The organism is Pseudomonas sp. EA_65y_Pfl2_P78, from assembly GCF_963970495.1.
GTDB lineage: Bacteria > Pseudomonadota > Gammaproteobacteria > Pseudomonadales > Pseudomonadaceae > Aquipseudomonas > Aquipseudomonas baetica_A.
In genome coordinates, this window is sequence record NZ_CAXAON010000023.1 from 57,858 (window position 1) to 69,769 (window position 11,912).

Below are 11,912 nucleotides of genomic sequence, written 5' to 3' on the forward strand. Positions count from 1 at the left end.
CCGTCCAGGTTGTTCCTGTCGTTGGCAGGCTTTCGGGCCTGTCTGCTCGCCGGTCGCCGGTAGAGGCAATGCGGTCTGTTGGTTTGTTTGTTGCGCTTACTGTTAAAGAGCGGTGGTGCTTCGCAGTGGCTGTGTGTCGCTGCGATGGGCTAACAATACCTCCGGTATTTCTGGTGGTCAATACCGCCGGTCATGTATTTTTCAGCAGACATGAAAAAACCGCTCAGCGGCGGGTTTCGGATCGGATGAGGAAGGAGGAAGCCCGGCACTAAGCCGAGCCTCTAAAATGCTTTAAGGAGTTAAGAGGTAGAAGTGTCCCAGTCGAACCACTGAGCAGTCAGGCGCTTGAACCAGCCCAGCTGGCTAACATTTTTGTCCGCTTCCTCCTTAGGATATAAGGCTCGAATTACATCGTTTCTGGCGAGAATCTCAAGAGCTGGGAGCGTTGGTGGCTCGTCTGCCTCAATCCTGCGGATACGGCTCTTGTACTCTCGAATCTTGGAGGCTTGGGAGGAGGGATCATCTAGAAACATCTCCGCCTCAATATCTAGGTAGCGTTTGCGCAAGTCATTATGTAGCCACGCCCTCTGCCCAGTGCCAACCACCAAGTCGACTGCCGAAGCGGCTGTTACCAAAAGCGCCGCCGCACCTGTCACGTACGCACTTGCCCCGGCAATTAATGACGTTACTGCGGCTGAGCCAAAGATGATGCCGATAAAAGCAGTGAACCGACCCCAGCGAAGGAAAAAAGCCCCCCTTCGCATGTGGTATCGGATATTGCGCTGTACATAAAAACTAAGCTCGTGAAGCTCAATTTTAAGGCTATCGGCATCTTCCATCTTCAGTTCCCTTTAGGTGGGCGCGGGACGGGTCGGCTCTCCGATATAGTATTCGGGCCGTTACCACGGTCACTTTTGCTCCAACCATCATTTGTGTGAACAGGTCTGCTTGGTGGCTGTGCAGGTTTCGGTGCTGGTGGATTTTTAGGCTTGTCACTCATACCAGTCTAGCTCCTTTTATATTGATCTTTTGCCATGTTGCAGGTCACATGACGGCGACTGGTATTAGAGCATCCCGCCGCGCCAAACCACGCGTCCGATGATGCGGACTTCGTTTATTTCACCGTCACGCAGAATCTCATCGCCGTACCGCGCCTTGTCAGAGTTGTCGCTACGGATGATCCAGCCCTCGATGTCCGACTTCACCAGACGCTTCACGATCGTGCCTTTGGTGGCGCTTTGCATGGCGAAGATGTGGCCATCTTTCGGCTCAATACTCGACTCATCCACTAGCAGGACGTCGCCGTCGTTGATGGTTGGCTCCATGCTGTGCCCGCTCGCATAGATGACGTCCAGATGCCGCTGGCTCAGGTTGTTCGCCCGTAGCCAAGACGACTTGAACGCCATGACGCCACGAATCTCTACGTGAGGGTTTTCTTCGCCGGTACCAGCTGATCCCTGAGCAGTGAGCTGGAGAACGCCGGTGTAACTAGGATCATCCTTAAGATTAAATCCTCGCGGAGGGATTCGTGTATCAATCGCATGATCAGCTGCCGTCGGACGACGATCGGGTAGGGCGGATGTCATTTTCTCGATTTGAGCTGCGAGGGTTGGGCTGATATCGGATACCGGCACCTCAAGCGCCCTAGCAAAAACTACCGCTGCATTAACACTCAGCGCCGTGCGGCCATTCATAAAATGGCTCACAGCGCCTTGGGTTACCCCGTCTCCCAGCTCGGATGCGAGCTTTTCCTGGGTGAGCTTCAGCTCCCCACGTTTCGCTTGGAATATGGATTTCAAGCGCGCGCTGTCTTGCAGCTGCCATTCGGATAGCGGAAGCCGTCGGGAGTCTTTTTTCATACGGTGATCTTATTACCCACGGTATTAATTATACCAATATCGCCGGTATTGACTGCATACAATACCGGCGGTCATACTTGCGACGGACAACCATACTGAGGACGTCGCCATGCGCCGTATCCCACTTTCTGAATTCGCCAAAGAGCACGGTCATACCAAGGCTGCGCAAATGCTTGGTTGCACCCAGGGTGCGCTGAGCAAGGCAATCCGCGTCGGGCGAGACGTATCGGTGACTCTTGAGGACGACGGCAGGCTCTCCGCGCTGGAGCAGCGCCCCTTCCCGTCGCAAAAGAGCGTCGCTTACGTCCTTGATCATTCGATAAGCAAATGATCGCGCCGCTGGTCGCGCAAAGCCACGTAACAATTTTCGAGGTGTGACATGCAGGAGTTGATGAGGGCGATCTATGACGTGGTTGACGACCATGGCACCAAGAAAATCGCCGAAGGCGCGGACTTCAAGTCGCGGACGCTTCTTTCCCAGAAGGCAAACCCGGACTACGACACCCACCGCATGAACGTGGAAGAGCTACATCGGATCATGAAGTTCACCCAAGACTTCCGTCCGCTCAAAGCATGGGCGGAGGCGTTCGGTTTCGAGCTGGCTCCGAAGAAAAAGCCGGAAGGCATCAATCTCAACGCCGCACTTCTTCGACTGCATGCCGACCTTGCTGACGTTACTCGCCTTGCGTTCGACGCACAGGCTGATGGGCGCGTCTGCTCGGTCGAGAAAACGAGCCTGCTCAAGGAGGCGGAGGAAGTGATCGTCAGCCTGGAAGTATTCAAGCAGTCCGTGAAGGCAGCCTGAATAGCAGACACAAAAAAGCCGACGGAGAAGGTCGGCTGATTCGCAAAACTAGAGAGGCCCGATTATGCAGAGCCAAACCAATTCAATCAACACCCCAAACCATGTCATGACACCTTTTACGAATTCTCAAATTGTGTCGCAACACCCGATCACCCACCAATCTGCCGCAATGCTCGCCGCCCTGATGGTGAGTTCCCAGTACTCGCGCGCGGCGAAGTCTCAATTCAGCCGAAAATGCCTTGATCACCTGAAGGCATCGCTGGCTTCTGTCCAGGATGTTTCTGCATGAGCACCATCATCATGAGCGCGTGCTGGCCTCTGCAGGGTATGAGCGGCCCGCAAAAGGCTGTGCTCATATCGCTGGCAGATAATGCTAACGACGAGGGCGTCTGCTGGCCTTCGGTTGCCCGTATTTCGGAGCGAACCTGCCTTGCTGAACGGACAGTCCAAACTGCAATCAAGTGGCTGGGGCAGGTTGGGTTGCTGTCAGTTCGTGAGCGAATGGGTCGTTCGACAATGTACACCCTAACCCCAGCAGCATATGCACCCCCGCGAGAGTCGCACCCCGCAGCAGCTGCACCATCACCCCCGCAGCTCACTACAGAAACCCCCGCAGCAGCTGCACCCAGAACCGTAATAGAACCATCAAGTGAACCGTCACCTCTTGTCGGCGATGAGCAAACGCCGAAAGTCTCGAAGACGAAATGCCCGACTCAGGCAATCGTGGACTTGTTCAACAAGACCATTCCCGAGTTTCCTCGCGTCGTGATGTTGACCAAGGATCGTATCGCCAAGATCGGTGCTCGCTGGAACGAAAGCGAAGTCCATCAGGATTTGCAGTTCTGGGCTGAGTACTTCGCTTTGGTGCGTTCGAGCAAGTTCCTGATGGGGGAGGTATCCGCTTCCGGGGGTACTCCGTTCCGCTGCAACTTCGACTGGCTGATTGCACCGAGCAACTTCGTTAAGGTCGTCGAGGGTAACTACCATGCGTGACCCTCACAGCATCGAGGCTGAACACGGCCTGCTGGGCGCCATGATGCAGCGCCCAGATCTGATCGATACGCTTTGCGAAGACTTGTCCGCAGAGGCGTTTTACTTCCCGGCAAACGCCGATCTGTATCGCAGCATTATGGCTATCCGTTCGGCTGGTCAGGCGGTTGACTTCCTGACTGTGGGTAATCACGTCGGTTCGATGGACGACGGCAGTCCGGCATTCGCCTATTGCGCCGAAATCGTCAGAAACACTCCGAGCATTGCTAACGCCAGAACATACGCCCAGATCGTTCGTGAACGGGCTATTGACCGGGCGCTCTACGACCTTGGCAGCCAGGCGATGGAAATATCCCAGGGCAGCGAGGACACGCAGGCGAAGATCGCCGCTGTTCAGGCTGCAGCCATGGCGATTGATTGCGGTTCGGGTGATGACGACATCGTCAAGGTGGGGGACGTATTGGTCGACCAGATCGAGGTCTGGCAGGAACGCCATGATCGTCATTGTCGCGGTGAAACGCTGATCGGTCTATCGACCGGCCTGAAAGATTTGGATGAAAAGCTGGGTGGCTTGCAGCCAGATCACCTGTACATCGTTGCCGGCCGTCCTGCCATGGGCAAGACCACGCTCGCCATGGGGTTCTCAATCGATGCGGCGGTGCGCCAGAACAAGTCAGCGCTCGTCATCAGCCTTGAGATGAACAAAGGTCAACTGGTGGACCGGGCTACGGCTTCCGAGGGGCGCATTCCACTAACGCTGGTGAAAAACGGAACCGCCTGCGAGACACACGGCACTGAACTACAGGCCGCTGCCGGGGTTCTTCGCCGCGCTCCGCTGTACATCGCTGACCGAGCTGGCTCGTCAATTGGACGCATCCGTTCGCTCGCTCGCCGCCACAAAATGCGTTACGGCCTGGACTTGCTGATGATCGATTACCTGCAACTGGTGGAAGGCGAGGGCGGCAACCGAACCGAAGAGGTCAGTAGCATAAGCCGCGGCTGCAAGTTGCTCGCCAAGGAACTAAGCATCCCCGTTGTGTTGCTCAGCCAGCTCTCCCGTAAATGCGAGGAGCGTCCGAACAAGCGCCCAATCCCTTCTGATTTGAGGGAGTCCGGAGCCATTGAGCAGGACGCCGATGTGATCCTGTTCGTGTATCGCGACGAGGTCTATCACGAAAACACCGAAGCCAAAGGCATTGCCGAAATAATCATCGGCAAGGGGCGCGACATCGAGATGGGCACTGTCCGCACTGCGTTTATTGGTCAATTCAACCGTTTCGAAAATCTTGCTGCTGGGTGGAAGCCAGAGCCTGTCGAGCAGCCGGAAAAAGTCACCAGCCTAGCCAGCCGTTACCGCAAAAAGGATTCGTTTTGATGAATACAAGGCGACTCGCTGCTCCCGACCCGTCCACCTACCGTTTCGCGGTGTTCTGCTGCTCGTTCAAGGTTGACCTGAGTTCTCCGCCGGATCACGCACTGGCATTGTTCGCGGATGAGGCCATGGCGAGGCGTTACGGCGCATGGATGTGGCCGGGCACCTACGAAGTCGTCGACGTCACGACGGGGAGACCGCCATGCGCGTGACCTCGAAGAAGCTCCGCGCCTCCGCCAACGGCCAAGAATGCACCGTCCGGATGCCGGGAATCTGCAACCACAATCCAGAAACCACCGTGCTCGCGCACTTGCCGTGCGGGCAGAAAGGCATGGGAATGAAAGGTTTCGACACCGTGGCGGTGTACGCCTGCTGCGCCTGTCACGACGTTATCGACGGCCGCGCCGCCGGCGAAATCGATTGGCGGGACATGCCGCGAGCTATCGCCGAAACCCACGAAGCCCTGATCAGGGCTGGAATTCTCACCGTGAAGGGGGCCGCATGAGTACCGCCGCGGTGAAGATCACCGAAGCTGAGATCAAGCGCCAAGTGGCCGGCACCGTAAAGGACGTACGCGACATCGAGAATAAGGGCCTGTACCTGCGCTTCAACAAGGCTCGAACCGGTGGCTCGTGGTACCTGGTGTTGAAGGGCAAGTGGAATCCCATCGGCACGTTCCCCGAGCTGACTCACAAACAGGTTGTAGCGGCGCTGCCGTCGCTTCGGCTGCGTCTGGCCGCCGGGGAGGGCGCGAGCCTGTCGAAGTGGAACGCTGTTGGCGAACTGCTGGACTGGTTCGCTGATCGCATGTCGCGCGATCGTAATCTGTCGACCAAACGCAAAAACACCGGCGCCTCGATCATCAAGTGCCACCTGAAACCGCGCCTCGGCGAGCTGCCCCTGATCGGTATCGACAAGGCAGCTCTCGACACCCTGCTGATGTGGCCGCTGCAGGAGACAGTTTCCATCGACTACGTGCGTTCCGCGTTCCAGCTATTGGCCTTGTCATTCCGACAGGCGGCCAAGCTGGGGTTGATCACGCCCAACCCGATGGCAGCGATCCGGTTCAACGACTTCTCTAAAGCAAAGGTCGGCATCAAGCCGTCCCGTCTGCGCGGCGTTCAGTTGGAAGGCCTGCTCGGGCAACTGGCCGAAGTCATGAGCACCGCGTCGCTGGATTCGATGCTCGCACTGATGATGCTCTGCCATGGCACGCGGATCGGTGAAACCCGGATGGCGCGCTGGTCGCACATCAGCCTGGCCGAACGCGAATGGTTCATCCCGGCCGAGAACACGAAAACCGGTGTCGAGCATCACCTGCCTCTGACCGAGCAAGTATGCACGCTGCTGACCCGGTATCGAGAAGGCCAATACGCTCGAGGCTATGACGGCCAGTGCCTGTTCCCGGCACGTAATGGCAAGGCGCTGGGCGAGGCTCAGGGCTGCGCAGTGTTTCGTCGACTGGGGCAGGGCGATTGGACCAGCCACGACCTGCGCAAGGTGGCGCGCACCGGTTGGGCAGACCTTGGCATCGATCACCTGATTGGTGAGCTGCTGATCAACCACGCGATGGGCCATAACGTGAAGGTTTACATCCAGTCGGACGTGATGAGCCGCAAGCGTGATGCCCTCGAGCAGTGGCACGCGCATCTAGATCAGAAAGGCTTTGCAGCGATTCATGGATTGACCGGCTTTAGATTTGAAGATTCCGGTAATTCGCTGCAAGCCACAGACCATAAGGCCTGCAAGGCCATTGAAGAAACAACCATAGGCGAGGTTTTAAATCATGCAGAAAAGGCGAGTGCCTGACTTTAAGCGAGAGCGGATCGAGCTGGAGCCTTGTTCGATCTGCGCGGGAAAAGCGGTGGTGGAAGGGCTGTTTTATGAGCTGGTTTGCGCTGACTGCAACGGTTCAGGTTGGGTTATTCAGGGTAGCAATATGGTGCTTTCTACCGACGAGTTGGTCACCCAATTAAGTTTCAAATTACAGAGTGCTCAGCGTGAAATTTCAGTACTGAAAGGTTCGCCATCGACGAGCGAGTCACAGAGCCCATATGAACGATCTAACCGCCTAGGGGCGGGCGGCACAAATTACACAGGGGATTGAAGGGAATGATGATTCGTAAGCCAGCTGGACGACCATTGGGAGATACCGAATACCTACTTGAACAGTGGGGATGGTGGAGGATGGATGGAATGGGAGTACCTGGTTTCACTTCTCCGACATTCGCTCTAATGCGCCAAGCTATGCCAGAAATTGCGTCGAGCAGAAATTATTGTATTTCCGATGATTGGGCGCTAGCGATTGACAATGCCGTTGCCAAGCTTGCTCGCCGTGATCAACAAATGGGTGACATCATATGGCTTTACTACGGCGCAAAATGGGCAATGGCCAAAGTCGGCAAGCATTATGGAATCAGCGAAGGTAAAGCGAGGGAACTCGCTAGGGCGGGAGCCGCCTGGATTGATTGTGCTTTGATCGTGGCTCGTGAGGCAGCCTGACCTTCCAGTTGCCGAGCATGCTCGGCAACTGGATCAATATTTAATTAGAAACTTTTGAGTCGTTATTCTTGTTTTGAGCTTTTTGAGTTATTTGTTCAACTTTTTCTGCGACGACTAAATATAAGTTTGTCGAAAACATTCCCACTACGATGGCGACCAGCGCCATGGTATAAAAATCATGTGCAGTATTTATTGTGTGGTCAGTCGGGATATTGGCTTTTTCTAAATGGGGTGCAATGATTGAGATGAGAACTCCACTCTTTATCCCTATCCAAGAAAATGTTGCCATTAGTCCTGAGGAGATCAGTAAGTTTCCTTTAAGCTCTGGCTGTACAGTCGCTATTAATATTCGCGCCGCGGCACCGACAATGCCGAGCAGAAAAGGGATGACCAATAAAATCAGTGCGTTCAAAGCTTGGTTGACGACTGTTAGAGTATCTTCGTCAATTTTGTAAATCGTTGGGTTTCTAATGGAGACAAACATTAAGATCATAAGTGCTGTTATGATTACGCATGACGTAAACATCGTCCTGCGAAAGTTTTCGAGGCCTTTACGGCGGGAAATTTCATACAGCTCGTCTTTAACGCGCTGCTCTTCTATGATTTGTCTCAATCTACGATCGTGGAAGGCAGATTCGCTGTCGTCAGTTGTCTTATTTTCAGGCTTGCCTTTTTCAGGTTGCTTAGGCTGTGACGACTGTTCTGATTTTGAGTTGTTTGCATTGTCAGTGTTAGGGAAATCGGCGACATTGCTCTCTTGTTGAATGTCTTTTTCGCTCATTGCTAATCCGTGTTTGTGCTAAGTATTCCGTTTCAAATGGTGTTGGCTACCATTTGGCCTGAACAGCATTATGACGCTTTTCCGCGCGGAATAGATGTGTTTTTATGGGAGCGTGAACTGCTGTGAGCGCAGCAAGACGCTTTCAAAACCCGGCCATCGAGTCGGGTTTTTTTTGCCTATTTATAAGCCATGCCAACGAGCGGGGCTTTTCAGTTTTCGGCCCCATGCCTGGCTCTTTGCTCTGGCGGACGACAGAGACATGGAGGCCGAACCTATTTGAGGACTACAGATGAGCACGGAGCAACAAACTCTCGCGGATGTACCCCTATGGTTATTGATACTGCTGAGCATGGCTGGCCTGTCGGGGGAAATGCTGAGAGCGTCAGGAAGCGATCTAGGTCTACAGCAGATTCTTCAACGCGTAGCGCTACGGTTTCTCGCGTCCGGTCTTCTGGGAATGGCCACTTTGCTGCTAGCAATGGCTCTCTGGAACAACCTCTATCTGGCTGCGGGATTGGGCATCGTCATTGCGGTAATTGGCGCCGATGTAGCCGGTGGTTTGTACACCCAGTTCTTGGCAAAGAAGGCAGGCGTTCAAGTCGACGAGTAAGTCGCTGACAATCAATTATTCCAAGGAGATCGGCCAATGCAGGTCAGCGTGATAGGCGATGACGTGAAGGCATTGTGGGTCGAAAGTGAGGCCGGCGGCCTAACGGGACCGTCTTACCGCCGGGGACCCTGGGGCTTTTCGAGGGGTACGGGGTCGGAAACCCGCGGGAAAGCGTTAGCCACAGGGCTGGAAAGTTAGTTGACAGCAGTTGACAGGTTGACAAGGAATGCCGGGTTTTCAGCGACAGAGTTCGCGTGATCCGAACAGTGTGTTTTTAGTGAAGTCCCCCCGGTTCTATTGGGCTGTAGGCCTTTTTGCGCCCTGTTCAGATTCTCGAACAGCAGCCCCGGCGCAATGGTCAGAAGGCTTGTCAACTAAGCCGGGTTAGTTGACAGGCTTGATAAGCCACGACGATGGAGGCCGCATGGCTTTTGTAACTCGCAAGGAGTACTGCGAGCTGAAGGGGTGGTCCAGGCAGTACGTCGGCAAGCTGGTCAAGAATCAACGACTGGTTCTGAATGCTGCCGGGCAGATTGATGTGGATGCCAGCGAGAAGCTTCTGGCTATGACGAGCGACCCGAGCAAGGCCGCCGTCGCCGCTCGACATGAGCGCAATCGCCCGAAGCGGGGTGATCAGCCACCGCTGGAAATAGTCATTGCAGACTTTGTAGATGACCCCTCTGAACAGGCGCCCGACTTTCAAAAGTCGCGCGCGCTTCGTGAGCACTACCTGTCGCTTCAGGAAAAAAACAACTTCCTTAAAGCCCAAGGCACCTTGGTAGAGCGCAAAGCGGTCGAAGATGCGGCCTATAACGCCGGTCGCTTGCTGCGCGATCTTTTGCTTGGAATGGCGCCACAGCTAGCGCCTGAACTGGCCTCGATGTCTGATCCATGGCAAATCGAAAAGCGTCTGACGGCCGCTTTACGACAAACACTGGAAGATGCTGAGCGGCTGTCTACAGCAGATCTAGAACAAGCCATTACCCCGAGCTAACCCTATGTCCTTAGAAATGTCGAACGGTGCGACGGTGTACCGCGAAGCGTATTTCCGTGGGCAGCGTCCAGAGCCAGATGTCTGGATTGATCAGTGGGCCGACGAGTACATGCGCATCCCGCGCGACACGGGTGCGGCCGAGCCTGGTCAATACCACACTTCGCGTACCCCTTATGCGCGTGAGCCAATGCGCTGTCTGTCACCAGCCCACCCGTGCAAGCGCGTGGTGACCATGGTGGCCTCGCAGTTGATGAAAACGCAGATCGCCTTGAACTGGATCGGCGGCCTGATCCATATGGCCCCGTCCAACATCCTCACGTTGTTGCCCAGTCTGGGGTTGGCCAAGCGGGTATCGTCGCGGATTGGTAAAACCATCAAGGCCACGCCGGTTCTGCGTGAGCGCGTGGCGTCTAACCGCTCGCGAGATGCGCGCAACACGATGGACACGAAGGAATTCGAGGGTGGTTCGCTGTACATCACCACGGCCGGTTCTGCGGCCAACCTGGCGGAGCTTTCCGCGCGCTACATCTATGGCGACGAGGTTGATCGCTGGAGTGTGGACGTGGGTGAGGAGGGCGACCCGGTCGAACTGGCCGAGACTCGCGGCAGTACTTTCGGCCGTAACGCCAAGTTTTATTTTTCTAGTTCGCCGACGATCAGGGGGGCGTCACGGATCGCTGATCTGTTTGAGGTCAGCGATCAGCGTTACTACTACGTCCCATGCCCAACCTGTGAACACATGCAGGTTCTGGAGTGGGAGCGTTTGCATTACTCGGCGGATTATCAGGTTGTGCATTACCAATGTGCCGGCCCCGACTGCGACGTGCTGATCGAAGAGCGCTATAAGGGCGAGATGCTGGCGAAAGGGGAGTGGCGAGCGCACACCCAAGGCGATGGCGAAACCATTGGTTTTAACTTGAATGCGTTGTACTCGCCGCCCGGCTGGACCGGTTGGGCCTCGTTGGCCAAGCAATTCGAGAAGGCTAAAAAGGCTCAGGCCAAAGGCGATCTGGAGCCGATGCAGGTGTTTTATAACACTCGTCTGGCCAAGGTCTGGGATAGCGCTCAGGAGCAAACCTCGGCCGATGTGCTGAAGGATCGGGCGCGGCTGGAAAACTACGGGCTTGGCTCAATGCCCGACGGCGTGTTGATGCTGACCGCTTCTGTTGACACCCAAGCCAACCGCCTGGAACTGATGGTGATGGGTTGGGGGGCCAGCATGGAGCGCTGGGTGGTCGACTTTCAGGTGATCTCCGGCGACCCCGCAGATGAGCGCACCTGGGCGGCGCTGGATGAGTTGCTCAAGGCCCGTTACCGACACCCTTGTGGTGCTGAGCTGATGATCATGGCGACTGCGGTCGACTCCGGTGGTAACCATACGGATGAGGTTTATCAGTTCTGTCGTATGCGCCGATGGCGCAGCGTGTTCGCCATCAAGGGGGCGAGCAAGCGGGGCCGACCGGTGATCGCGCAGCGACCTTCGATGGTCGACGTGACATGGAAGGGCCTCACTGAACGGCATGGCGCCGAGCTTTGGATTGTTGGTACCGACACGGCGAAGGACTGGATCTACAACCGCTATGTGTTCGACACCGGACCGGGAACGCTGCACTTTGCCAACGATCTGCCGGATGACTTTTTCGCCCAGTGCGTGGCTGAGCGAAAAATCACCCGTTACGTCAGGGGGCATAAACGCATCGAATGGACCAAGGGCAAATCCGAGCGCAACGAAGCGCTCGATCTGTTGGTGTACAACCTGGCCATGGCCCATTACCTCGGCATCAATCGCTACCAAGATCACGATTGGACGCGGATTCGGAAGGCGATCTACGAGTCGGTTTCGGGCGATAGCAGCCAACCCGTTCAGAGCGAACGGCTCAGTCGGCCAGTCGTAACACCGGCAGCACCACAGGCGCCGCAACCAGCCGTGAAATCACGTCCGACAACCGCTCCCCCACAACGCCGCAGTTCCACCAGTGGCTACCTGAAGAGACGCTGA

Annotated in this window: 15 protein-coding genes and 1 pseudogene; 13 read left to right on the plus strand and 3 right to left on the minus strand. The window is 55.8% G+C overall.

Annotated features, from left to right (window positions below; genetic code table 11):
* Positions 1-299: 299 nt before the first annotated feature.
* Positions 300-839 (minus strand): hypothetical protein, encoded by a 540-nt coding sequence (locus tag AACY02_RS17700; protein WP_339433055.1) that lies wholly within the window; start codon positions 837-839, stop codon positions 300-302.
* Between the two features lie 225 nt (positions 840-1,064).
* On the minus strand, positions 1,065-1,859 hold the full coding sequence (locus tag AACY02_RS17705) for a LexA family transcriptional regulator (protein WP_339433056.1): 795 nt from the start codon (positions 1,857-1,859) through the stop codon (positions 1,065-1,067).
* Between the two features lie 109 nt (positions 1,860-1,968).
* Here AACY02_RS17705 and AACY02_RS17710 point away from each other — a divergent pair, with 109 nt between their 5' ends.
* The 10 genes and pseudogenes from AACY02_RS17710 to AACY02_RS17755 all read left to right on the plus strand — a co-directional run bounded on the left by AACY02_RS17710 (position 1,969) and on the right by AACY02_RS17755 (position 7,528).
* Positions 1,969-2,190: a Cro/CI family transcriptional regulator gene (locus AACY02_RS17710; protein ID WP_339433057.1), complete on the plus strand. Its 222-nt coding sequence runs from the start codon at positions 1,969-1,971 to the stop codon at positions 2,188-2,190.
* A 48-nt stretch (positions 2,191-2,238) separates the two neighbouring features.
* Positions 2,239-2,664 (plus strand): phage regulatory CII family protein, encoded by a 426-nt coding sequence (locus tag AACY02_RS17715; protein WP_339433058.1) that lies wholly within the window; start codon positions 2,239-2,241, stop codon positions 2,662-2,664.
* A 64-nt stretch (positions 2,665-2,728) separates the two neighbouring features.
* Positions 2,729-2,953: a hypothetical protein gene (locus tag AACY02_RS17720; RefSeq protein WP_339433059.1), complete on the plus strand. Its 225-nt coding sequence runs from the start codon at positions 2,729-2,731 to the stop codon at positions 2,951-2,953.
* 38 nt (positions 2,954-2,991) lie between these two features.
* A pseudogene (locus tag AACY02_RS17725) lies at positions 2,992-3,138 on the plus strand (helix-turn-helix domain-containing protein); the annotation flags it as partial.
* 249 nt (positions 3,139-3,387) lie between these two features.
* Positions 3,388-3,657 carry a hypothetical protein gene (locus tag AACY02_RS17730; protein WP_339433093.1) on the plus strand — a complete coding sequence of 90 codons (270 nt, stop codon included), beginning with the start codon at positions 3,388-3,390 and terminating at the stop codon, positions 3,655-3,657.
* Positions 3,650-5,029 carry a replicative DNA helicase gene (gene dnaB / locus AACY02_RS17735; RefSeq protein WP_339433060.1) on the plus strand — a complete coding sequence of 460 codons (1,380 nt, stop codon included), beginning with the start codon at positions 3,650-3,652 and terminating at the stop codon, positions 5,027-5,029. Before AACY02_RS17730 ends, dnaB begins: the two co-directional genes overlap by 8 nt.
* Positions 5,029-5,238 (plus strand): hypothetical protein, encoded by a 210-nt coding sequence (locus tag AACY02_RS17740; protein ID WP_339433061.1) that lies wholly within the window; start codon positions 5,029-5,031, stop codon positions 5,236-5,238. The genes dnaB and AACY02_RS17740 overlap by 1 nt, the downstream gene beginning before the upstream one ends.
* On the plus strand, positions 5,229-5,531 hold the full coding sequence (locus tag AACY02_RS17745) for a nuclease domain-containing protein (protein WP_339433062.1): 303 nt from the start codon (positions 5,229-5,231) through the stop codon (positions 5,529-5,531). Before AACY02_RS17740 ends, AACY02_RS17745 begins: the two co-directional genes overlap by 10 nt.
* Positions 5,528-6,835 carry a tyrosine-type recombinase/integrase gene (locus AACY02_RS17750; RefSeq protein WP_339433063.1) on the plus strand — a complete coding sequence of 436 codons (1,308 nt, stop codon included), beginning with the start codon at positions 5,528-5,530 and terminating at the stop codon, positions 6,833-6,835. Before AACY02_RS17745 ends, AACY02_RS17750 begins: the two co-directional genes overlap by 4 nt.
* 303 nt (positions 6,836-7,138) lie before the next feature.
* Positions 7,139-7,528 carry an antiterminator Q family protein gene (locus AACY02_RS17755; RefSeq protein WP_339433064.1) on the plus strand — a complete coding sequence of 130 codons (390 nt, stop codon included), beginning with the start codon at positions 7,139-7,141 and terminating at the stop codon, positions 7,526-7,528.
* Between the two features lie 40 nt (positions 7,529-7,568).
* Here the strand turns inward: AACY02_RS17755 and AACY02_RS17760 are convergent, their stop codons facing one another.
* Positions 7,569-8,309 (minus strand): hypothetical protein, encoded by a 741-nt coding sequence (locus tag AACY02_RS17760; RefSeq protein ID WP_339433065.1) that lies wholly within the window; start codon positions 8,307-8,309, stop codon positions 7,569-7,571.
* 289 nt (positions 8,310-8,598) lie between these two features.
* Here AACY02_RS17760 and AACY02_RS17765 point away from each other — a divergent pair, with 289 nt between their 5' ends.
* The 3 genes from AACY02_RS17765 to AACY02_RS17775 all read left to right on the plus strand — a co-directional run bounded on the left by AACY02_RS17765 (position 8,599) and on the right by AACY02_RS17775 (position 11,912).
* Positions 8,599-8,919, plus strand: a complete 321-nt coding sequence (locus AACY02_RS17765; protein ID WP_339433066.1) for a phage holin family protein — start codon at positions 8,599-8,601, stop codon at positions 8,917-8,919.
* A gap of 424 nt (positions 8,920-9,343) precedes the next feature.
* Positions 9,344-9,913: a terminase small subunit gene (locus tag AACY02_RS17770; protein ID WP_339433067.1), complete on the plus strand. Its 570-nt coding sequence runs from the start codon at positions 9,344-9,346 to the stop codon at positions 9,911-9,913.
* 4 nt (positions 9,914-9,917) lie between these two features.
* Positions 9,918-11,912, plus strand: a complete 1,995-nt coding sequence (locus tag AACY02_RS17775) for a phage terminase large subunit family protein (protein ID WP_339433068.1) — start codon at positions 9,918-9,920, stop codon at positions 11,910-11,912.